The organism is Flavobacterium sp. FG139 (assembly GCF_057809695.1).
This window is the reverse complement of the sequence record NZ_JBMDKL010000002.1, coordinates 101,050-122,331: the sequence shown is the minus strand read 5'-3', so window position 1 is coordinate 122,331 and position 21,282 is coordinate 101,050. Positions and strand designations below refer to the sequence as shown.

Below are 21,282 nucleotides of genomic sequence, written 5' to 3'. Positions count from 1 at the left end.
ATTTTTTTATTGTAAAAGTCTTAAGGTTATAATTTATACTCTAAAGTTATATTGTATTTTGTACTTCGTAAATTGTACTTTTTTATATGTTTTCGGCTATTTCTAGCGCTTTGTCTAATGCGCCGAGTTTGTTGTATACTTCTTTTAATTCGTTTTCTTCGGAAGAATTTTCTACAATTCCGGCACCAGCTTGATACTGCAAGGTATGATTTTTACTCAAAAAAGTGCGTATCATAATGGCGTGATTGAAGTTGCCTTTGAAATCCATAAAGCCAATGGCACCTCCATAGAATCCGCGGTTAGTAGTTTCAATTTGGTTGATTAATTCCAATGCTTGGTGTTTGGGTGCACCCGATAACGTTCCAGCAGGAAAGGTATCAGCAACGACTTGCATCGAATTGGCTTTTGGAAACAAATGGCTGGTTACCTTAGAAACCAAGTGAATCACATGCGAAAAAAACTGCACTTCACGGTATTTTTCTACCGTTACGTTGTAGCCATTACGGCTTAAATCGTTTCGAGCTAAGTCAACAAGCATCACGTGTTCGCTATTTTCTTTGCTGTCTTCTGATAATTGTTTGGCTAAAATGGCGTCTTGTTCGTCGTTACCTGTGCGTTTGAAAGTTCCTGCGATGGGATGAATCTCGGCAATTCGATCTTTTATAATTAATTGGGCTTCGGGTGAAGAACCGAACAATTTGAAATTTCCATAATCAAAAAAGAACAAATAGGGAGAAGGGTTGATGCTTCGTAAAGCACGGTACACATTGAATTCGTCGCCTTTAAACTTTTGAGAAAAGCGTTTGGAAAGTACGAGTTGAAACACATTTCCACGGTGGCAATGTGATCTGGCTATCGCTACATTATTTTTAAATTCGGAATCCGAAAGGTTACTGGTTTTTTCACCTTCTTTTCTAAAAGAAAATGACGCAAAATTTTTAGCTTGAAGCAATTGGATGATTTCATCGGTATTGTCTGTATTATCTAGCGAATGACAGAAAATATAGGCTTCGTTTTTAAAATGATTGATGGCGATGATGTTTTGGTAAATAGCATAAAATATATCGGGCGTTTCATTGAAATTTGACTTTTTTGTGATGACTGTTTTTTCAAAATAGCGCACAGCATCGTAGTTGATGTAACCAAAAAGTCCGTTGGTTATGAATTTGAAATCATCGTTAGAAGATTCAAATTGGGAAGCGAATTGCTGGATTTCATTGGCTACATTTACTTTTGAAGTAATAGCAATTTCTTGAAAAATTTTATCTGGAAATTGTTTCGTAATGATTTCATTTTCTACTTTTATCGAAGCAATTGGTTGGCAACAGATATAAGAGAAACTGTTGTCGTTGGCATGATAATCGGAGCTTTCAAGTAGAATACTGTTTGGGAATTTATCGCGTATTTTTAGATAGACACTTACCGGAGTGATGGTGTCGGCTAAAATTTGTTTGTAATTGGTTTTAAAAAGATACGTTTTCATAGTTTCATTTTTGAGAATAAAAAAAGGCTTGTCGTGATTGACAAGCCTTTGGTTATATTTGGATTTAAAATATACTTATAGCAGTTCTCTTCACGACGTTTGACGTAAATTGTTCCACCACCAAGTATTGTTTAAAATGTTGTTCATAATGCTAATTTGAATTACAAATGTAGGGATTGTTTTTTAGTGTGCAAGTTTGTTGGCTTTTTTTTAATAAAAAATGTGTTTTGAACTGCTATTGCAAGAAGGATTGCAGTGGAAATCCTTTTATTTTTTTCTTTAAAAATAAAAGATTGCAACGAAAAGCCTGGTGCTTTAGCACTTGCCCAAAAATGAAAAAACCTCAGAGATTTCTCTCCAAGGTTTTCTTTTCATAGCAATTTTTCCCTTTTATTAGAACTGTAGAGAAACAGTTAATTCGAATTCGTCGTTGATTGTTTTGTCTCCTAAGTTGTCGAAGAAACTACCTGAACCGTATTTGATTCCGTATTTAGTTCTGTCTACTTTGAAAGTAGTGGTAGCTGTGTTTCCTTTTACAGTAATTTCAAATTTTACTGGCGCTGTAACGTCTTTGATTGTTAAATCGGCAGTTACTGTGTATACACCATTTCCTTTGTCTCCAATTGACTTGAAAACCAATTTAGAAGTTGGAAATTTCTCAGTACCGAAGAAATCTTCTGATTTTAGGTGACCGTTTAATTTTCCTAAGTATTCTCCAGTTAAATCAGTAGAAGTTAATGAGGTCATGTCTACAATGAAACTTCCACCTGTTAATTTTTTTCCTTTAAAAATAAGGTTTCCTTCTTTTAAAGCAACCGTTCCTTCGTGTTGACCTGTTACTTTTTTACCTACCCAGTGGATAGAACTTTTAGCAGCATCTACTTTTTTAGATTGTGCTGTAGCGATAGTTGAAACCGCCACGAATAATGCAATTGCGATAGTTTTTAAATTTTTCATTGTTTTTAAATTTTAAATTTGATTATTGGTATTAATTATAATGTGATGAATAAATCCTCGTTTGATTTACGCACTTTAGCGTAGTGTTGTGTAGCGTCTTCTTCGTGACGGTATCCTACTGCTGCCACAAGAGCTGCATTAAGGTTTAATTTGTCTAAACCTAAAATTTCGTTGTATTGTGCAGGAATGAAACCTTCCATTGGAGTAACATCAATTTTTAGTTCGGCTGCAGCATTTAATAGATTGCTTAACGCGATGTAGGTTTGTTTGGCAGTCCAAGTTGGTTTTACGTCTTCTGGTAAATTACCTATAAAACCTTTCATGTAATCACCATAACCTGTTAAGGCATCAATAGGTAAATTTCTTGTAGCAGCAACATTGTTTAGATACTTATCTACATCAACGTTTTCAACTGTTGTTTGATTGGCAAAAACAATCAAGTGAGAGGCATCTACAATTTGTGATTGACCCCAAGAAGCTGATTGTAATTGCGCTCTTAATTCAGGGTTTTCTACAATAATAACTTTGTATAATTGTAATCCGAAAGAAGAAGCAGAAAGTTGGATTGCTTCTTTTAAAGTAGCTAAATCTTCTGCAGATACTTTTTTGGTAGTATCGAATTTTTTAGTAGCATAACGCCATTTTGCGTTTTCGTTAAATTGACTCATAGTAATTTTATTTTTGTTTTTTATTATTTTAGGGTTCTGTATTTTTCTAGTAAGGTGTTGAGTTGTACTATTTCTTCTTGACTTAGATTAGCCGCAAATATCTTTTCGTGGTCTAACACTTTTGGATCCAATTCTTGTAATAATTCTAATCCTTTTGGGGTGATTTGCACTTCTATTTTTCGTCTGTTTTCAGGGCAAACTTCACGGGTTACTAACTCTTTTAAAAGAAGCTTATCGATCAATCGGGTAGTGTTACTGTTTTTGGCAATCATGCGTTCTTGAATTACACACATGTTGGCAGGACACCCTTTTTGACCTCGTAGAATTCGCAATACATTATATTGTTCTCCAGATAAATCGTATGGTTTTAATACTTCACTAAATTTATCATTAATTACATTTTGAGTATATAATAAATTTAGGATGACTTTTTTAGCATCATCTAAAGCGACAGTTGATTTTATTATTTCTTCAATTCTCATAATTGTAATTACAATATTTGTAGGTACAAATGTAATGCATTTTTTTATTTGTATATACAAATGTGTGTTATTTTTTTGTTAAGATTTTTTTTGATAGAAATGGGTAAGGGTAGAAAGTCGGCAGAATTTATTATTTTTGAAAAAAAAAAATAAAAATGAATTTATCACAAGAAGATTGGGTTTCTCAACTTGAAGCCGACACGAATGCCGTTATTTTGGATGTTAGAACTGAGGATGAGTGGAATGAAGGATTTATTCCGAATGCCATTTTGAATGATATCTATAAAGGACAAGGTTTTATTTACCGATTGGAAGAATTGGATAAAACAAAAAACTATTATGTGTATTGCAAAGCTGGCGGCAGAAGTGCTCAAGCTTGTAGTATTATGAATCAAATGGGATTTGAAAACACCTATAATTTAGAAGGCGGATTCATGAATTGGGAAGGAAGTGTGGCTCATCCAGAATAATTATTGTTTTTTGGACGACATACATTTCACTATTGTAGCATAAAATTCTTTAATACTCTTGCGGTGTCTTTGAGTTGTTTTTAATTCTATAATAGAATGATCTTTCTCCTTAATAATGAGTCTGTATTGATAAAATTTGTGGATTACAGAGTATACCAATATAATTAATCCGAAAGCACCCAAGCATAAATAATATTCCATTCGTTCTGCCTCGAAATATAGATAGGTAAGGGCAAAGATTGAAAGGCTAATCATGAACAACAGTGTATTATAAAAAAATACTCTACGTTTAATAAGATTAACTCTATCAATAGAATCTAATCTGATTTTATTTCGAGAACCTGAAGTTAAAATCAGTTGATTTTCAGTAACAAAACCAAATTTTTTACTGAAATGAATTACTTGATTATCGGTTTGTAAGGTAGTCATAATTGATTTTTTTCTATATACGGAATTTGATAAGTTTTTGGATTTATAAATATCTAATAATCTTTTAAATTCCGTTTTTTATTACATTGGATAATCAATTGCTTTTTTCTTTAAAAGTATCCTCTAATATTTTAGCCAGTCGCAACCCTGCTTTTTGAATTTGATTTTTAATTAGGGTATAATTGGCGTCTGTATACATAACGTCAATTTTTGTTGTTGTAGTATAAATTTCATCCAAATAACTTCTAGATTCTTTGGCCCAATCTACTACATTGCTGTTGTTTAGGTCTTCTAATTCTTTGGAATTGTATTTTTTGGCTTTAAGACAATCTTTCAATTTTAGGTTTTTATATTCGATAATGCCATAATCAAATAATCCATGCAGATTTGTTCCTTTTCCATTAAAATTTACTTGAAATGAATTACCGCCTTTGTCTGAACCATAGCCCACATGCAAGGGTTGGTGTATATCTCCAATGAGATGAAATAAATAGCATAATTTGATTTTGATTTCGGCTTTGGAGAAATCTTTATAATGTTTTAAATCATTAATAGTTTCAGTTAGGGTATGAATAATGTTGTCACAACACGTGTCTTTAACTACGGTTCCTTTGTCGAAATTCACATAATGTAAAGGTTTTAATTTGTCATAAGCATGATCTTTTTTGATGTCATCCATCCAAGTAGATGCCTCTTCAATACTCATTCCGTCTAAATAACTTAATAGTATTTTTTTGGTTTTTTTATCCAATTGTTTGAACGCAATTTCGGCTACTAATTGATGTCCTTTTTCTCCCCAAGCCTTTACGTTTGTTGGGAAAAGAATTAAAGACAGAAGCATTACAAGAATTAACTGTTTCATGTTGTAGTTTATTTTGCTTTTTTGTAAATTTCTTCTAAATCAGCTTTCATAGGTGTAAATTGAAAGTACTTAGGCTCATGAAGAACCGAATTGATGTAAAGGTTTTTGGCAAAATCAATTTTATTAACATCAGCGGCACTACTAAAATGCGAGGCTAGTATGGCAAAAAAACCACCGAGATATCTTTGGTTGAAAGTATCATTGTCGGCATCGTGGTCTAATTTGAAATCGGTATAATCAAAATTAGTATAATAGTAATATTCTTTTCCGTTTACTTTTGGTAATTTATCAGCAAATTCAATTAGTTTGCTCGGATTTTTCATATAACTCAATACTCTAAATCTGCCGCCTACTAGGGCATCAAAAACGTTAAGTAAGCAAATGGCTTTTTCTTGATTATTTTTAAAAGATAAATTTTCTAAATCGATGTTAACTTCCTTTAAATCGGCTTCATTAAAAAGATTGGCTAAACCACCATATAGATTGTGATAGTAATTACAAAGCATCAAGTTTTCATCAATGGGTTTTTCTAAAACTTCTTTAACGATGTCTATATCGGGGCGAATCGTTTTGTTTTCAGTATTATGATTGTAATTGATTTCAGAAATAACATACCACAAGGTTAAAACTTCATTTGAAGGTCTACTCAAAACTTTAGCATCCACAAAATTTTTAGTTCCAGTTTCTACTAAAACATCAATCAATGGATTTAGTTTTGGAGATCTAAATTTTGTCAAAGCTTCAGCAAACTCTTTGCCGTCTGCATTAGCATGATCTGAGCAAAAAACGCCGATAGAAATTAAGTTGTTGGTGTCTTTTGAATCCAATTTTACTTGAGAGAAGCTTAGTGTGGAAGTAAGGATTAATATGATAATGGTGATTTTCTTCATTGCTACGTAAATTGATTTGAATGTTTTAGTAAATCTAACAATTATTTTAAATTATAGCGCAATTATCAAAAAAACTTAATTGATTGTTAAGTATTGTGAAAATGTAATGATTAGGATAAAAATAAAAGCCTTTGTAAATCAATGTTTTACAAAGGCTTTTGTGGAGTCGCCGAGAATATAACCCATCTCGAAATACCAATATTTTAAAGGCTTTAGAGAAGTTACTTTTTTAGGGTAACCGAATTTACCACCTCACAATTTAAATTCAAATATTCGTAATATCTTATGTTGTAAATTTAAGTATATTTTCTTTAAAAAGAAAACAATCATTACTAAAAAATGAACTGGTTTTTTTATTGTATAATGTGTTTTTTGGATTAAACTTTATTAAATTAAGTTTCAGTTTTATCCAAATATCAAGTGAGCTATTTGTTCATATTTTATTCCTGAATATGTACAGAACTCTTCAATAGTTAGAAACTCATTATTGAGCTTGTTGAGGTCTTTTTTTATCTTTTGCAATAATCTAGTACTTTGACGATAACTTTTTCCTGTTATGCGTTGTATGTCTTTTGGATATATGCACACCCTCTGTTTTTCAATATTCATACTTTATCTATACCTTTGATTAGGCTTTGACTTACTTCTGACGTGCAGAAATTCTTTTGCAATTTAGTTATAATTTTTCATACTTAATTATCAATTTTTATGTCTGTTTTGGACATATGTGTCGTTTTTGGACATATGGTACACTAGTGACTTTTTCTTTAGATAAATGCTTTGTAATCTTTGCTATAATCATTCGGGATTTAGTTGCAACGATTAACGAAATGAAATTGGATTTTGAAACGAGTATTAATCAAAAAGTTTAAAAATTATGGCAAGACAGAAAGGCATAATTAAATTGAAAGGGACTATTGGAGATATTACCTTTTATAAAACGCAAGACGGGCATTTGGCTCGCGAGAAAGGAGGTATTGATGCTAGCAGAATTAAGAGCGACCCTGCTTTTCAAAGAACTCGGGAGAACGGTTCAGAGTTTGGTAGGGCAGGGAAGGCTGGTAAGATTCTGAGAACCGCTTTACGCTCCATGCTTTTGAATTCGTCTGACAGCAGAATGGTGAGTCGGTTGACTAAGCAAATGGTAAAAGTAATCCAAGCGGATATGGTTAGTGAGCGCGGTTTGCGTAATGTGATTGACGGCGAAACGGAATTGTTGTTGGGCTTTGAATTCAACATCAGAGGTAAACTAGGTACGAGTTTGTATGCGCCCTACACAGGAGCTATTGATCGTGTGACCGGAGCTATTACCATTGCTATCCCTCCGTTTGTTCCTGTAAACATGATTGCAGCCCCTAGTGGCACGACGCATTACAAAATCATAACTGGAGGAGCTGAAATTGACTTTGAGGCGGAAACCTTTGTTGTTGAAACCTCGCAAACGGCTATTTTACCATGGGATGCAGCAGCTACTGTTGCCGTAGCGCATACTAATCAGCTTACTGCTGCGAGTACTAAACCGCTATTCTTAGTTTTAGGAATCGAGTTTTATCAAGAGGTCAATGGACAGATGTATCCACTTAAAAACGGTGCATTTAACCCTTTATCGCTTGTTAAAATTGACAGTGGCGTGTAATGGTTCTTCTAATTACCAGAACTTATTTCCCAGAAGGAACTAATGGCAAACTCGAATGCGAGGGCAAATTAATTTGTAACACCATTGAATTGCCTTGGAAGAATAACGAAACGAAGGTTTCCTGCATTCCGGAAGGGAAATATTTTATTAGAAAGCGTTACAGCAAAAAGTTCCAATGGCATTTGGAATTCATTGAAGTAAAAAACAGAAGTCTGATTCTGTTTCATCCTGCCAATAATGCATTGAAAGAATTAAATGGCTGTATCGCACCGGTTACAAAAATTTCGGGAGCCGGTTTAGGGTTAAAATCCCGAAAAGCTTTTACCAAGCTTAGAACGATTGTATATAAAGCATTGGATGAAAAGCAAGAAGTAGTATTAATCATTAAATCTTAAAAATTTTAATTATGAAAACACATTTTTTAAAAACACTGAAACAAAGATTGTTTCTTTTAATTGCTGTTCTTGGAACATTTATTAGTTATGCACAATCGACCCCAATCATTGGAGGTAGTAGAACTCCAGACACAGGAGGTCTTATGGATATTGGCGTTAAGCAAGTACCCCCAATAACACCATTTACTATTACTACGCAATCCGATATAGGCGGTAGAGGATTACTGGTTATTGGTGGTAAAAGTACCGATGCCAATGAGATTGGTGGTAGACAGGATATTCCGACCATGATCTATGGTTACGAAATTGGTGGAAGCGTTACTTCTGATAATCTTGGACAAATAAGTTTTAGTGCTTGTTTGGTTACTAATAGTATGTCAAAATTTGATTTTGGCGGTACATCTACTACTAGTGTATTACATAGTACATTGGCATTAGCCATTGGAGGTGTTAAGCCGCCTGTTGGTGAGTTTACCAAATCAGAAGCAATAAGCTGTAAAAGTACTGGAGGTGCTATAGGAGGAGGAAAGAGTCAAGAACCGACCTTGTTGCCTGATGGTATTAAACCGATTCTAGAAGTGTATTCTTGATTATTCAATATAATTATTAAAAGTCATGACTATTAGAAAAAGAGCCAGTGCACCCACGCCAAAGTTTTTTAAAGTGCTTCGAACTATAGGTTTGGTGTTGGTAGCAGTTGGTGGAAGTATTTTGACGGCTCCCATTGCTTTACCCGTTATTGTGACTTCGGTAGGTGGTTATTTGGCAGTAGCTGGCGGTGTTGCTTCTGCTGTTAGTCAGTTAACCGTTACCGATGCTAACCATAGCAAAACGGAGGATGACGATGACAGCCCATAGTCCTACCCTGATGGGTACCGCTGGAGGAACATTTTTGAGTATACTGCCTAGTCTTCAATCAACTGATATTTTAAAGACTGTTATGTTGGCAGCTATTGGAGCTGTGGTCAGTTTTACTATATCTTTAGTACTCAAAAGCATTATTAAGAAGCACAAAAAATAGTTTAACTCGTGTTGTGGTGACCGTTGGGTTAAACAGATTAAAGCCAAGTCGTAAGACCTGGCTTTTTTTATATTTTAAGAATTCATATTCTGTAAGGAACTTCAGATCGAATAATGTTTACATTATCATAATTGTTTTTTCTTAAAAAATCTTTGATAGATTGTTTGTTTAGTTCAAAATCAATTGATGGGCCAATAATAATTTCTGTTATTGGTAATTTCTTAATATTAAACTTTTTGTTTTTCTCTAAATCATAAGTACTTATATTATTTTTCTCTCTATATTCTTTTTCAAGTATATAGTTAGTTTTAAGTTCCAGAAATGGAACTAATAAATTATTTTTACTAACCCTATAAGATATTATTTGTTGAGATTCATTGTAATCTTTATCAATTGAAAGATCAAATCTGAATTCTTTTTCTTCACTAAATGAACTATGTTTGAATTGTCCAACATATTTATCAATAATCTCGTTGATTTCTTGAGCTATTACATCATTAAGATTAGGTTGATTTATACTGTTAAGAACCTCCATCTCGGATAAGTAAAAGTTGAAACAAGTATTTATAATTTTGTCAACTATTTTTTTTTGATTTTCCAAACTATACTCAATTAACATTCCATTTGCTTTTGGTTGGAATGCGTCTATTAATTTTTTTAAATCGAGTCCAATTGCAATACCTTTTCCATCATCTGCATATGCTCTCCACTGACTTAATAAGTCACCATCTAAAGAAAAGCAAGTAACAAAATGGTATGAAATTAGTTTGTTTTCTAGTTCTTTTTGTATTGCATCTATTAAATTATTTTCAATGAAACCCTCAATATTTTCTTTTTTTACTTCCACACATTTTTTGAATAACTCTATACCATAATAGTATTCTTTCTTATCGTTTAAGTATGCTGAATTACTAGAAAAAAAACATTGATTTTCAACTATGGCTTTTAAGCCAGATAAGGTTGTGTAGTGGTAAAGTGTTTTGTTTTTCTTGTTAGGCTTTTGAATGGAATAGCTTTCTAAAATATCTTCAAGTTCTTTTTCGAGTTTTAATTTTAAAGCTTCAAAAACTGGATTTTTTTTTTTATTTCCATATTCATATTACTCTTTCTTGTCACTGGTTAAAGCTGCTAGTAGTAATATTGCTGCACCAACCCCTAATAATATTTCTAAACCACTTAAACCTTCTTTATCTTGAGGTTTTTTAGCAGAAGATATTTTATTAAATAAATCCACTTTAAATTTTTCCAAACTATTCAAATCGTAATTATCTATATACATTTCAATAGGGCTTTTGCCTTGAAAATCAATATTTTTACCCGTGTGATTTGAGTAGATTACAATAATTTGATTATCATTTTTTGTTTTTAATGCATATTCTATTTCCTCCCTGACAGTGTCAGATAGTTGTGAAGTTGAAAAAATCACAAACCAATTAGAAGTATCTATATTAGCTTTGGTTTGTGAATTTAATTTATTGAAATAATTTCTTTCAGGTAAATAAATAAAATAGCCATTTTGTCTGCCTTTTCTAAAAAGGTCAAGCGCAATGTTTTTTTCACTTTCTGAATTAGGATTATAAGTAATAAAAATGCTGTTTTGCATTGTATTTAATTATTTATACAAAGCTAATAAAATGATGGCTATAAAAATAATCATTAACATATCAACATAAAAAATAACTTCAGGCAAATCATTTACTTGATTTAACTTTTAAAGTATTTTTGTTATTCTCATGTTTAACAGGCTATTACTGTTCTTTCTCTTATTTGATGTAAGTTTTTACTAACTAGATTGATAATTTGCTTGTTATATTTAGTTGCTTTATTGCCTTTACCACGCGATTGCAATATCTCAAAATTTTCCAAAGAGATTTGAATTGTTTCTGTGTGAACACCATCTACTTTTGCCGAAAGTATTAATGAATTTTGCTTCTTGTAGTATTCATTAGTGAAAACGCAGTGATTATGAATACATCCCTCTTCTAAGAATTCTTTCACTGTTTCTATTACTCTTATGGAAATATTGTTTTCGGAAAATACCAATCCGAAGAATTGCTTTTTAGCTTTGAAATATGGCTTTTGATTTTTAGCTATTAGTTTTTTCTTTTCTTCAAAAGTGCTTTTCAAAATTTCTTCTTGCTTTTTAGCCATTAGTTTATCGTGACTTCGGTTCAAATCCATTGGACAAACATATTTTGGACTTCGTAAGTCTTTCTCGAAATAGTAGAGCAAATCGATGTAATCCATCCAAAGCTTTGCATCTTTAATTTGATACTTGTTTCTGATGCAGATTTTTATAGCATTCCAATAGACACTATCATTCTTTATACTTGTGTTTCTGATATGATAATACAGCACATCAATTTGGTTTGCTTTAAGTAATGTTTCTGCAATACTATCGGTTAGTAGTGTTTTTAAAAATATTTGTGGCGCTATACCATAGAATTTTCCTCTAAAACCATTGCGTTTGATAATTGGGAGTATTTTTTTATTTGGCTGTACAAAGCTTGGACTTAAGTAGAATCTACTAGTATTGATGTTAGGTTTTAGTGTCAATTCGCTGTGTATGACCCATTGGTCAATATATTGGGACATTCCCATTACATTTTTTGACATCATTCTTGTTTTTCCGGTATCGTCGATGAATAGCTGCATTACTTCGTGAGCAAAAAAATAGCATTTTGAATTTTTCTTCATGGTTTTGGTGATGCAAATCATTCTGACAATTTGAAAATTATCAGCCGTTGTTATTATTTGGTAGTAATCCGTTTCTTTTAAACCATTGCTATATTTGTTTGTAACTACCAATTTTTTAGAACATTTTTCACAAGTTACTTTTTTCAGTTTGTTGTTATCGGTCACTTTCCAAGTGTGTCCGCATTCAAGGCAAAACATACTTTTTCTTGAGTGTACCGCATAATTATCGAAGCACTTTTTAAATGCTGCTTCGTTTTGTTTTTTGGTAATAAGAGGTAAGTTCTTACTCAACTCCACTATTTTGATTTCGGATGCAGTTTTTGGTTTCATGGTGTTACAATTTGAATAATGACGTTTGATTGACATCACCGTTTTTAGTTGTTGATTTTAATGTATCATTAGTTCTGTGAGCTGCAGCAATGGAACGATTGACTATTATTTTGGCGTTTATTGGTTTTCCGATTTCAACTGTTTCTTCATCGTAGTAATGAATTGCCATATTGAAAATTTCATCATCAGCGAACCCCATTCTACCACTTTTCTTTACTTCATTCAAAATATAGGTAGCGCAGTCGTTTATATTCTTATAGGGCTTACTGAATGTTTTAGCAAACAAGGCATCGGTATTTGCTAGTTCTTCTAAAAAGGTTTTAATTGCTTCTTTAAATGGGTCTGTAGTTGCTTCCATGGCTTAAATTTTTTTGTTAGTGTTCTGTACATTGGTTTAGAGTTACTTCTTCAATTACTACTTTTGAATTTTTTGCGTATAAATTGTGGTATTTGGCACAATCTGTAGCTTTTGTTCTGCAATCGAAAACACCAAAGAAAATTCTTGATGACTTGCTTTTCCAGATGTCTGTTTGGTAGAGAATAAATAATGTCATAGTGTTGGATTTAAGGTTAATTATTTACAGTAGCGTTATAGAATGACTCTTTTTAAGTCGTTTATGAGTACAATGTTTTGTTGGAATTGTTCTTCTTTACTGAGTAACAGTTTGAGTGCTGCTATGTCTTTTTGATGCTGTTCGAAATCATTGAGCATTTCATCTGCTTTTTTAGAAAACTCTTTGATGAAATCACCAATTCTTAAAAATGGAATTACCGAACCATACAGGTTTCGGTGCCAGAATTTGGATTTCCAAAGGAGTTCTGTAATGTGGTAGATGTTTTCGCAGTCTTCTTCATTTTCGAAAATGACAATGTAGCTGTTGACAATCTCTTCTTTAGAGGGTTTTCCGCTGTTCATTCCTTTATTTAAAATGAATAGGTGCGGTTTGTTGTAATTCGTGCCTTTTTTGTGGGTTTTAATAATGTAATTTTTACGTACTCCATTTTGCACTACTTCGATTTTTGATTTCATGGCTATCCGATTAAGTTCGACGTGTTTTTTCCAAATTTTTCTTTTGAAAACTGAAATGAAACCAATCATTTCAAAAGAAAAAAAGAGAAAAAAGAAAGCCGTCTGTTGAAGTGGAGGGTTTCAAAAAAGCCAGTTTTTCAGGTAAAATACTACCCATACTAGTGATTGGTGAAAAATGATTAGTGAATGGTTGTTTTGAAAAAGTAAGGGTGGAGATTTTATCTTAAACCCGAAGGGCTTGAACTTGCTTTTTTTAATACCCGGAACTTAGTTTTGCTCTCTTTTTTATCTCTTTTTTATTTTGAAAAGATATCAGGTCGTGTAGGGAAAGGGTGTAAAATTTCTGTGCCTAATAAAATTACCGAATGCATTAATAAGTTTTCTTTTTATTAGGCACAGAAATTTTACACTCTTTGTTTGGAGTTGATTTTTGAGGATGCCTATAAGTCAGTTGACAGTTGCAGTGTTCAGTTAGCAGAAAAATCTCTTATGGAAATGGGAGGCATCTTCAAAAACAATGCATTAACTTACCTAGTGTGATGAGGCAGAAGCGCAGCCAAGGGTATCATATTTTATTTGCTTATTGGGATGTTTCTGATTGCTTTTGTGGATAGCTGGTGCCATAAAGCTATTTGAAAGTCACACTCGCAGTTTATAGCAGCATTGTGTTTAGTAATGGTGAGGCATCAGCTATCGAGAAAGCAATTACTTGTTTTCGTTCTGGCAAATGAAAAATGATACTCTTGTTGGGTCTTTTGTTTTTGCGGGTTCTAAAAATGGCTTTAACCATCGGCAAAACACTAAATGTCTAAGCCATTTTTAGAACTTACAAAAGCAATGAAAACACTACCAATTTAAACAGTTAGTTGCTAAAAACAGGTAAGATAAACGTTCTTAAGAATCAGTAGAACTGTAAAGTTTCTTTTGAAAAACAGGACGTTGTTGAAGACAGTGGCGAAGGGTGGTGTTTTTGGTAGCTGGGTGAGGCGATGGGAGCTACCAAAAAGGTTGCCCTGGAGCCACTGGCAAGCGCGTTGGGTGTGGCGGCTTTTTTACATAATGTTATTATGGCTGCGCAGCACCATAATGCCACATTATGTAAAGAAGCTTTGGAAAAAAAATTACTGGCATGAGTCGCTTTGCGAACGCGTTTTTGTTTTTTCCGGAGTGTATATTTGATTTTTAAAGGAAGCAAGAATAGCTTTTGGAAGCTATTACAAAAACCATGACAGCAATTTTTTTAGAGTGTTGGCAAAGGAGTGGCAATTGAATTACAGTTTACTAATCATTTAAGACTATCAAGAATACTATCTTTCTAGTTTTGATTATTGAAAGCGATTTGACATAGAATTGCAATAGAATTGAATTCTAATTTTACAGTCAAAATTAAAATCACAATTACTAAATGAAAAATATTTTATTCCTAGCTTTTGTAATCATATCCTTAAATGCAAATTCACAAATTAAAATTTTGTTTGATGCAACCAAAGCTGAAAGTGCTGGAAATGCAGATTGGGTAATTGATGCAGACAGTCATAATATAGGATTTTCATCTGGTCCTGCAATTGCTGGAAGTGGATCGGAAAGTAATCCTCAACGAATACCAACACCACTTCAATCTACTATAACGTCATCCACTTTAGAAGATTATTGGAATGGAGGATTATCTAATTGGGCTATTGATTGCGTAAAACAAGGTTATGTAGTAGAAAGCTTGCCTTATAATGGTCAAATTACTTATGGTGTAACTTCAAATTTACAGGATTTGAGTAATTATAAGGTATTTATAATTGATGAACCAAATATTTCATTTACTGCATCTGAAAAAAATGCTATTATAACTTTTGTTCAAAACGGTGGCGGTTTATGTATAATTTCCGACCATACTATTTCTGATAGGAATAATGATGGTGTAGATTCGCCACAGGTTTTAAATGATTTAATGATTAACAATACTGTACAAAATAATCCGTTTGGAATTACTTTTGATTATGCCGATTTTTCTCAAACTTCATCTAATATTGCGGTACTGCCAAGCAATATTATTTTACACGGAACAGCTGGAAATGTTACACAAGTGAAATGGTCAAACGGAACTTCAATGACTTTAAATCCTACTCAAAATAGTAGTGTAACTGGTTTGGTTTACAAAACAGGTTCAAGTACTACAGGAATAACCAATGTTATGTGTGCTTCTGCAACTTATCAAGCCGGAAAGATTATTGCTATTGGTGATAGCTCTATTCCAGATGATGGTACTGGTGATAGTGGAGATACACTCTATAACGGTTACATTGTAGATGCAGGTGGAAATCATCAACGATTGCTAATGAATGCTATTATTTGGTTAGCTACTACAAGTCCGTTGAGTATTGAAAGCTCTAGTTTTTTAAATAATAGTTTTGTTATTGCACCTAATCCTATATTGAATAAAGAATTGAAATTTAATTATTTGAATCCCCAAAATGAACTTACAAAAATTGAAGTTTTTGACGCATTAGGTAGAACTGTAAAAACTGCTTTACTGTTAAATAGCGAAAATTCAATTGCTTTAGATGAGTTGAATTCGGGTGTTTATTTGTGCAAAATATCTAATATTAATCTATCCAAAAGTATGCGATTTGTAATTAATTAAATAATAAAAGATGAAATCAATTGCATTAGTTTTTTTTGTATCTTTAATAAGTCTATTCTACCCTGTTGCATCAAATGATGTTTTAGTTTATGACTTGATTGTGTCTGGAGAAAAAATAGGAACTGTAACTGCTACCAAAAAAGTAGAAGGTAATAAAATCACTTATACCTCAAACAGTGATGCCACCGCTTCAATGCTTTTTAAAATTCAAATAAAAACGCGAATGACTGTTGTTTATAAAAATAATATTCTTCAAGAAAGTAGTTACCAATTTTATAAAAACGGAAAATTAAAAGAGGAAGCAAATGTTACTCTATCAAATGGTATTTATTCGATTATTCACGACAAGAACGTTTCAACTTATAACAAAAAAATAGTAAAAAGCACAATCATTTTGCCTTTTGAAAAACCCAATGATAAAGATATTTATTTTGAAGAAGTTGAAGGTAATTTTAAAACTATAAAACTAATTAAAGAGAATAATTATCAGTTGTTTAATCAAAATAATACTCAAAAAGATGATTATAACTATAAAGATGGCAACTTGCAATCTTCTTTAGTTAGAAACACTTTAGTAGATTTTAAAATGGTTTTGAAAACTAAATAATTTCAATCATAACCATTAGCTATAATTATTAAAAAATTACCAAAAGCTTTTTTTATAATTATAGCTAATGATTTTTATTAATTAAAATGTGGTTTTTAATCCAATTCTAATTCCAAATTTTGGATTTACAGAGCCATTAAAATTTTGAAAATCGCTTCGCCAAATAAAATCTAATCGGAACGGTCTTACGTTCCCATAACCAATGTTTTCAAAACCAAAACCATATTCGTAATAGAGTTTTGTTGGCGCAACGTACAATATAGACGATTGGTTTATTTCCTTACTTCCATTAGAAATTGTACCATAAACACCTCTAAAGGTCACTAAACTCCTCCAGTTTAACTTTTTTATAATTGGAATTTTATTCATTAAAAATCCGTTAAAATGGTGTTCGAAATGACCTTCTACATAGGTGTCGGCTACAAAATCATAATAATCTAACAATGCAAATGTATTGGGTAATAAAAAATAGGTTTGATTAGAAGAGACTGCTGTAAGTATTGATAATGGCGTAGGTTCAAATGTTTTTCCAGCACCAATTGTAGTATCAAAAACACCAAATTTACCCAATGAAATAGGATTGTTATACAAAACTTGTAATCGGTTGTAATTAAAACTTCCACCAAATACATTTTTATAACCTCGTTTATAATTGAACATAAATGTAGGATGCAATTTGATACCTTGTTTTTGATCAACGCCAAAACCTGAAACTTCTTTTCTTGGTGTATAAGTCAAGTACAAATCGGATGTTACATCGGTGGTTTCAGATTTTATTTGCCCAGTATTAGTATCTAAATAATCTAGTGAAAATCTATTTGGAGCTGCTGATTTGATTATATTATGGGTAAGAGTTAGACCAAGGTGCAAATTTTTTGAAGGCTCTAAATCAATTCTGAACATACTTTTTTGAATTTTAGAAAGAAAGAAATTTTGACCTCTGTTAAACAATGCTTTCGAACCTTTGTCTGCTTCGGGCAAAAGATGAATACCATTAAATTGTGTCAAACCCATTTGTTCGTTATCTTTCAAAAATGCGGCACTTATAGTCGTTCTTGGAGTATTTGAAAGTAAATATCTAGCTTCTAAACCGTATTTTGTTATTTTATCTTTGCGACCATAAGCCGTAAATCCTTCTACTCTAAAACGATCATCATCTGAAATGAATGTCCTAAAACCAAATCGCAATCGTAAACCCTCAATTTGATTTCTTGCTGCTGTTGCCCAAATATTACCTGTTTGAAACCCTTTGAATAGCGGAATATAACCGTCTGAAAGTATGTAAATAGTTCCAGTAACCGCTTTTATTTTTTTACTATCCTTGATTACATTTACAAGTTTATATAAGTTTTTAGTTTCTTCATCTTGTTTGTTATTCCAATAAATGCTGTCCTTTTCAAACTGATTGGTAACTATTTGTTGTATTTCAATATTATAAAAACCGGCTTCTTTTGCAGCATTAAGTAAGTAGTTGCTAAACATTTCTTTTTTAACAACATAAGCACCTTTTTCTTTTTCATCTTTGGTTAGTAGTGTGAAATCTCCTTTGTACTCATTTAATAATGGTAAGTAAATACTATCGTTTTGAATTGTAAATGTTTTTGTTAATTCAAAATTTCTAACGAAATTCAAATTCATTTTTCTAGGTGTTCGCATTTCAATTTCTGTTAATGCAAAATTTTTAGTATCGACGGTAAAACTTCCTCTAAAAGCAAAATTTCTTGGTTCTCTTGGGAAAAATCGAATAGTATATTGTTTTTTATCTGCTACAAATGTACTGTCAGTTAACTCATAATCGTAGGTTCCGAAACCTTCAGATGAAATTGGGCTTACAAAATTTTTGTTTAAAATCGTTATATTGTTTTGATAAACATCTATTTCTTGAAATGTATTTGCAATATTTTCGAATATTTTTCCTTCTTGTTTAATACCAATTATTCTTTCTCCTTCAATATCTATTCGTTCTTTGTTTAGAATATTACTTCCATATATTTTTTCATTTTTTTCTACTAATTCTATTGGCACATAAAACTTATTATCAATATTAGTTTTCATTTTTAATGCAATACTATCAAAATCTTTTTTTAAAACTTTTTTTACAAATGCAGTATCTAAATTATCAATACCTAATTCTATTGTTGAATATTTTTCAAACTCATAGTTTTTAGCAAGCTTTAATCCATTTTTTTTTTTGTTTTTCCAGATATTTTCAAGGATTTTATAAGCTGGATTTTCTTTCTTTTTTAATCGTATTCTTGGTCTAGATTTTATAATAACTTCGTTTAGTGTTGAAGCTTGTTCTTTTAGTGCAATAGTAAGGTTATTGGTATTTTGATTTTCTAGATGAATTATTTTATTTTCAAATCCAATAAAACTGATACTAATATCAGAATAATGGTTGTTTGATTTTAATGTAAAAGCCCCAGCGGAATTGGTTAATGTACCTTCGGTTGAACCTACAAATAGTATATTGGCACTAGCTATTGGCTTGCTTTTTTCATCGGTAAGAATACCTTTTACGCTAGTTTGGCTTGACATAAAGTTAGAAATTAATAGAAAACCAATTATTAAAGTATTGGTTTTCATTACTATTACTTTCGATTTTACTTTGTGTTTTGAGCATTTATCTTTTTCAACAAATGGTCTTAAAATTAGCTTTTTGAAACTCTCGTTTTCATCACGAACCATATTGGTATCTACACCACAAATAATTTCGGATTGTTTTAACTGATGAAATGTAGAAAATAATTGATCCCATATTGTAAGCACATCACCAAAATTACTATCCGTATAAGGCAATTGATAATGATGATGAATGTGATGTGTGTTTGGTGTAACAAAAACTTTAGATACAATATCGTTTACTCTTTTAGGAAGCTTGGTTTTAGAATGTGAAATAATATTAGAGGCACTTTGAATAAATTGTTTGAGAATAAGTACCCAAGGTGTAGCACCAACAAGGCAAATTACCAAAACGGAATAGCTTACTCTTATAAATGTTTCTCCAGGATGTTCTCTAACTGTAGTTGAAATATCTACATCTAAATCACTGTGATGTACTTGATGAAATTTCCAAAAGAATGATGTTTTGTGCATCATAAAATGATATAAATAATCAAACAAATCAAGAATCACAAAAGCAATTATAAAAAACAGAAATGAGTTTTTTGAAATAGGTAGTAAAAACATAAAGCCCCACTGTTTAACCTCAATAAAATTGGAAGCAAACAATACCAGAATTGATAATGAAAATTGAACTGGAATTACAAAAAACAAGAACCTTGCGTTTAAAAAAGTATGAGAAAGTTTGGTTTTTATATTTTGAGAGAAAATAAAAAATTCTAAAACCCAAAAAAACACTAATACACAAATGAACAGTAAAATTTGAAATTCAAAGATATGATTAAGAAAATGTACCATCTTATTGTATTTTAATTAATAGTACTACAATAGTAGGCTTTCATTCTACCTCAATTCTATCTGAAATCTATTTGAAATCTATTGTTTCAGTTTAAAAATTCAGAATACTAATAATATCTTACTTACCATAGAATTGAAATAGATTTAGTTTATAAAATTGTACCGAAATTATTTTCGATTAAATTACATACGACATAGAAAATGAGAGATCATAAATTAAAATGTACTTTTAAATTTTTGTTTGATAAAAATGCTAGCATAAGAAAAATTGTGATTGTAATTTCATTTATTCTATGTTATTCAAGTATAAAAGCACAAGCAAAAGACACCATTACAAAACCAATTATTGAAAATTTAAACTATCAACAGTTTAAAATAAATTATAATTTAACGTATCAATATTCAAAACCTAAATTCTTTGATTTCATTACAAAAGTGCCTCACGATTTTGGACTAATGGGAAGTATGCTGATACAAAAAAATAACTTAATTTGGTTTGGTGCTTCGGTTGGGACTACAGCTGCATTACTTCCGATTGACCAACAAATAATAAACGGTTCGAGAGACTTTGGTCAACAAATAGGATTGCAAGAAAATCATACTTATTCAGGACCTTTAAAAATGTTTCCCAAAAATATAAATTCTGGAATTTATAGAGTTGGTAACGGCTTTACTGCACTTTTGGTTGGTGGAGGATTATTGGTTTATGGTTTGTCTAATGATGATTATAGAGCGATACATACCTCAAGTGAATTGATGGAAGGATTAATTGCTTCAGGATTGTTAGTACAACCAATAAAACGAATTACAGGCCGTGAAAGTCCATTTATTGCAGAGCAAAATGGAAATAAAGGTGGTGATTGGAATTTCTTTCCTTCGTTTACCGCTTATCAAAAAAACACTCCATATTATGATGCAATGCCTTCGGGACATATTACTACGTTAATGACTACTGTAATGATACTTTCTGAAAATTATAAAGAAGTAAAATGGATAAAACCAGTTGGTTTTGGACTAATGGGGCTAATGGGTTTTGAAATGTTGCAAAGCAAAGTACATTGGATTTCCGATTATCCAATTGCTGTTTTTATGGGATATATAATTGGAAAAAGCATTGTTAAATCAAGAATTACAGAAATAAAAAACAATAATGTTGGTGATTTAAAAACGTTTCAGCCCAAGTTTAATTATTCTTTTAGTTCAAATCAAAATTACATATTAGCAGGAGTAAATATGGTTTTTTAAACCAATGTTTGTAAATCTTGATTAA

The 21,282-nt window shown here is 31.6% G+C and carries 23 protein-coding genes; 9 read left to right on the top strand and 14 right to left on the bottom strand.

What is annotated here, in order from left to right:
• Window positions 1–82: 82 nt before the first annotated feature.
• From ACODSI_RS02000 to ACODSI_RS01985, 4 genes are all read right to left on the bottom strand, one after another.
• Window positions 83–1,483, bottom strand: coding sequence for an anthranilate synthase component I family protein (locus tag ACODSI_RS02000; RefSeq protein ID WP_488915172.1), 1,401 nt, complete (start codon window positions 1,481–1,483; stop codon window positions 83–85).
• 393 nt (window positions 1,484–1,876) lie between these two features.
• A complete protein-coding gene (locus ACODSI_RS01995) occupies window positions 1,877–2,440 on the bottom strand; it encodes a YceI family protein (protein WP_488915171.1) in 564 nt (187 codons plus the stop codon).
• A 35-nt stretch (window positions 2,441–2,475) separates the two neighbouring features.
• Window positions 2,476–3,108: an NAD(P)H-dependent oxidoreductase gene (locus ACODSI_RS01990; protein ID WP_488915170.1), complete on the bottom strand. Its 633-nt coding sequence runs from the start codon at window positions 3,106–3,108 to the stop codon at window positions 2,476–2,478.
• Window positions 3,109–3,131: 23 nt separating this feature from the next.
• Window positions 3,132–3,590 carry a MarR family winged helix-turn-helix transcriptional regulator gene (locus tag ACODSI_RS01985; protein WP_488915169.1) on the bottom strand — a complete coding sequence of 153 codons (459 nt, stop codon included), beginning with the start codon at window positions 3,588–3,590 and terminating at the stop codon, window positions 3,132–3,134.
• 155 nt (window positions 3,591–3,745) lie between these two features.
• Here ACODSI_RS01985 and ACODSI_RS01980 point away from each other — a divergent pair, with 155 nt between their 5' ends.
• A complete protein-coding gene (locus tag ACODSI_RS01980) occupies window positions 3,746–4,060 on the top strand; it encodes a rhodanese-like domain-containing protein (protein WP_488915168.1) in 315 nt (104 codons plus the stop codon).
• Here ACODSI_RS01980 and ACODSI_RS01975 read toward each other — a convergent pair whose 3' ends face one another.
• The 3 genes from ACODSI_RS01975 to ACODSI_RS01965 all read right to left on the bottom strand — a co-directional run bounded on the left by ACODSI_RS01975 (window position 4,061) and on the right by ACODSI_RS01965 (window position 6,241).
• A complete protein-coding gene (locus tag ACODSI_RS01975) occupies window positions 4,061–4,489 on the bottom strand; it encodes a hypothetical protein (protein ID WP_488915167.1) in 429 nt (142 codons plus the stop codon).
• 94 nt (window positions 4,490–4,583) lie between these two features.
• Window positions 4,584–5,351 (bottom strand): S1/P1 nuclease, encoded by a 768-nt coding sequence (locus ACODSI_RS01970; protein ID WP_488915166.1) that lies wholly within the window; start codon window positions 5,349–5,351, stop codon window positions 4,584–4,586.
• Between the two features lie 8 nt (window positions 5,352–5,359).
• Window positions 5,360–6,241, bottom strand: coding sequence for a hypothetical protein (locus ACODSI_RS01965; protein WP_488915165.1), 882 nt, complete (start codon window positions 6,239–6,241; stop codon window positions 5,360–5,362).
• An 877-nt stretch (window positions 6,242–7,118) separates the two neighbouring features.
• Here ACODSI_RS01965 and ACODSI_RS01960 point away from each other — a divergent pair.
• Genes ACODSI_RS01960 through ACODSI_RS01940 form a run of 5 tightly spaced genes read left to right on the top strand, consistent with a single transcriptional unit; the run spans window position 7,119 to window position 9,293 of the window.
• On the top strand, window positions 7,119–7,877 hold the full coding sequence (locus ACODSI_RS01960; RefSeq protein ID WP_488915164.1) for a hypothetical protein: 759 nt from the start codon (window positions 7,119–7,121) through the stop codon (window positions 7,875–7,877).
• Window positions 7,877–8,272: a DUF5675 family protein gene (locus tag ACODSI_RS01955; RefSeq protein WP_488915163.1), complete on the top strand. Its 396-nt coding sequence runs from the start codon at window positions 7,877–7,879 to the stop codon at window positions 8,270–8,272. The genes ACODSI_RS01960 and ACODSI_RS01955 overlap by 1 nt, the downstream gene beginning before the upstream one ends.
• Window positions 8,273–8,283: 11 nt before the next feature.
• Complete coding sequence (locus tag ACODSI_RS01950; RefSeq protein WP_488915162.1) at window positions 8,284–8,862, top strand: hypothetical protein; 579 nt, start codon at window positions 8,284–8,286, stop codon at window positions 8,860–8,862.
• A gap of 25 nt (window positions 8,863–8,887) precedes the next feature.
• Entirely contained in the window at window positions 8,888–9,130 is a 243-nt protein-coding gene (locus ACODSI_RS01945; RefSeq protein WP_488915161.1) for a hypothetical protein, read from the top strand.
• On the top strand, window positions 9,117–9,293 hold the full coding sequence (locus tag ACODSI_RS01940; protein WP_488915160.1) for a hypothetical protein: 177 nt from the start codon (window positions 9,117–9,119) through the stop codon (window positions 9,291–9,293). Before ACODSI_RS01945 ends, ACODSI_RS01940 begins: the two co-directional genes overlap by 14 nt.
• 82 nt (window positions 9,294–9,375) lie before the next feature.
• Here the strand turns inward: ACODSI_RS01940 and ACODSI_RS01935 are convergent, their stop codons facing one another.
• From ACODSI_RS01935 to ACODSI_RS01910, 6 genes are all read right to left on the bottom strand, one after another.
• Entirely contained in the window at window positions 9,376–10,140 is a 765-nt protein-coding gene (locus ACODSI_RS01935; RefSeq protein ID WP_488915159.1) for a DUF2971 domain-containing protein, read from the bottom strand.
• A gap of 252 nt (window positions 10,141–10,392) precedes the next feature.
• Window positions 10,393–10,896 (bottom strand): hypothetical protein, encoded by a 504-nt coding sequence (locus ACODSI_RS01930; RefSeq protein WP_488915158.1) that lies wholly within the window; start codon window positions 10,894–10,896, stop codon window positions 10,393–10,395.
• A gap of 134 nt (window positions 10,897–11,030) precedes the next feature.
• Window positions 11,031–12,320, bottom strand: coding sequence for a PcfJ domain-containing protein (locus ACODSI_RS01925; protein ID WP_488915157.1), 1,290 nt, complete (start codon window positions 12,318–12,320; stop codon window positions 11,031–11,033).
• 4 nt (window positions 12,321–12,324) lie between these two features.
• The gene (locus ACODSI_RS01920; RefSeq protein WP_488915156.1) at window positions 12,325–12,678 is read right to left on the bottom strand and encodes a PcfK-like family protein; all 354 of its coding nucleotides are present in this window, start codon (window positions 12,676–12,678) and stop codon (window positions 12,325–12,327) included.
• A gap of 16 nt (window positions 12,679–12,694) precedes the next feature.
• Entirely contained in the window at window positions 12,695–12,874 is a 180-nt protein-coding gene (locus ACODSI_RS01915) for a hypothetical protein (protein ID WP_488915155.1), read from the bottom strand.
• Window positions 12,875–12,909: 35 nt separating this feature from the next.
• Complete coding sequence (locus tag ACODSI_RS01910; RefSeq protein WP_488915154.1) at window positions 12,910–13,350, bottom strand: DUF6943 family protein; 441 nt, start codon at window positions 13,348–13,350, stop codon at window positions 12,910–12,912.
• A gap of 1,405 nt (window positions 13,351–14,755) precedes the next feature.
• On the opposite strand from ACODSI_RS01910, the gene ACODSI_RS01905 reads away from it, so the two are divergent.
• Window positions 14,756–15,985: a T9SS type A sorting domain-containing protein gene (locus tag ACODSI_RS01905; protein ID WP_488915153.1), complete on the top strand. Its 1,230-nt coding sequence runs from the start codon at window positions 14,756–14,758 to the stop codon at window positions 15,983–15,985.
• 10 nt (window positions 15,986–15,995) lie between these two features.
• Complete coding sequence (locus ACODSI_RS01900; RefSeq protein WP_488915152.1) at window positions 15,996–16,592, top strand: DUF6134 family protein; 597 nt, start codon at window positions 15,996–15,998, stop codon at window positions 16,590–16,592.
• An 81-nt stretch (window positions 16,593–16,673) separates the two neighbouring features.
• Here the strand turns inward: ACODSI_RS01900 and ACODSI_RS01895 are convergent, their stop codons facing one another.
• Window positions 16,674–19,781 (bottom strand): DUF5686 family protein, encoded by a 3,108-nt coding sequence (locus ACODSI_RS01895; RefSeq protein WP_488915151.1) that lies wholly within the window; start codon window positions 19,779–19,781, stop codon window positions 16,674–16,676.
• A 432-nt stretch (window positions 19,782–20,213) separates the two neighbouring features.
• Here ACODSI_RS01895 and ACODSI_RS01890 point away from each other — a divergent pair, with 432 nt between their 5' ends.
• Complete coding sequence (locus ACODSI_RS01890; RefSeq protein ID WP_488915150.1) at window positions 20,214–21,257, top strand: phosphatase PAP2 family protein; 1,044 nt, start codon at window positions 20,214–20,216, stop codon at window positions 21,255–21,257.
• Window positions 21,258–21,282 lie beyond the last annotated feature (25 nt).

Bases quoted from the DNA above. Each gene is read 5' to 3' on its own strand.
- ACODSI_RS01905 (WP_488915153.1), top strand. From the start codon at position 14,756: ATGAAAAATATTTTATTCCTAGCTTTTGTAATCATATCCTTAAATGCA.
- ACODSI_RS01920 (WP_488915156.1), bottom strand. From the start codon at position 12,678: ATGGAAGCAACTACAGACCCATTTAAAGAAGCAATTAAAACCTTTTTA.
- ACODSI_RS01930 (WP_488915158.1), bottom strand. From the start codon at position 10,896: ATGCAAAACAGCATTTTTATTACTTATAATCCTAATTCAGAAAGTGAA.
- ACODSI_RS01945 (WP_488915161.1), top strand. From the start codon at position 8,888: ATGACTATTAGAAAAAGAGCCAGTGCACCCACGCCAAAGTTTTTTAAA.
- ACODSI_RS01955 (WP_488915163.1), top strand. From the start codon at position 7,877: ATGGTTCTTCTAATTACCAGAACTTATTTCCCAGAAGGAACTAATGGC.
- ACODSI_RS01900 (WP_488915152.1), top strand. From the start codon at position 15,996: ATGAAATCAATTGCATTAGTTTTTTTTGTATCTTTAATAAGTCTATTC.
- ACODSI_RS01915 (WP_488915155.1), bottom strand. From the start codon at position 12,874: ATGACATTATTTATTCTCTACCAAACAGACATCTGGAAAAGCAAGTCA.
- ACODSI_RS01970 (WP_488915166.1), bottom strand. From the start codon at position 5,351: ATGAAACAGTTAATTCTTGTAATGCTTCTGTCTTTAATTCTTTTCCCA.
- ACODSI_RS01910 (WP_488915154.1), bottom strand. From the start codon at position 13,350: ATGAAATCAAAAATCGAAGTAGTGCAAAATGGAGTACGTAAAAATTAC.
- ACODSI_RS01950 (WP_488915162.1), top strand. From the start codon at position 8,284: ATGAAAACACATTTTTTAAAAACACTGAAACAAAGATTGTTTCTTTTA.
- ACODSI_RS01980 (WP_488915168.1), top strand. From the start codon at position 3,746: ATGAATTTATCACAAGAAGATTGGGTTTCTCAACTTGAAGCCGACACG.
- ACODSI_RS01940 (WP_488915160.1), top strand. From the start codon at position 9,117: ATGACAGCCCATAGTCCTACCCTGATGGGTACCGCTGGAGGAACATTT.
- ACODSI_RS01990 (WP_488915170.1), bottom strand. From the start codon at position 3,108: ATGAGTCAATTTAACGAAAACGCAAAATGGCGTTATGCTACTAAAAAA.
- ACODSI_RS01995 (WP_488915171.1), bottom strand. From the start codon at position 2,440: ATGAAAAATTTAAAAACTATCGCAATTGCATTATTCGTGGCGGTTTCA.
- ACODSI_RS01965 (WP_488915165.1), bottom strand. From the start codon at position 6,241: ATGAAGAAAATCACCATTATCATATTAATCCTTACTTCCACACTAAGC.
- ACODSI_RS01975 (WP_488915167.1), bottom strand. From the start codon at position 4,489: ATGACTACCTTACAAACCGATAATCAAGTAATTCATTTCAGTAAAAAA.
- ACODSI_RS01925 (WP_488915157.1), bottom strand. From the start codon at position 12,320: ATGAAACCAAAAACTGCATCCGAAATCAAAATAGTGGAGTTGAGTAAG.
- ACODSI_RS01985 (WP_488915169.1), bottom strand. From the start codon at position 3,590: ATGAGAATTGAAGAAATAATAAAATCAACTGTCGCTTTAGATGATGCT.
- ACODSI_RS01890 (WP_488915150.1), top strand. From the start codon at position 20,214: ATGAGAGATCATAAATTAAAATGTACTTTTAAATTTTTGTTTGATAAA.
- ACODSI_RS01960 (WP_488915164.1), top strand. From the start codon at position 7,119: ATGGCAAGACAGAAAGGCATAATTAAATTGAAAGGGACTATTGGAGAT.
- ACODSI_RS01895 (WP_488915151.1), bottom strand. From the start codon at position 19,781: ATGTTTTTACTACCTATTTCAAAAAACTCATTTCTGTTTTTTATAATT.
- ACODSI_RS02000 (WP_488915172.1), bottom strand. From the start codon at position 1,483: ATGAAAACGTATCTTTTTAAAACCAATTACAAACAAATTTTAGCCGAC.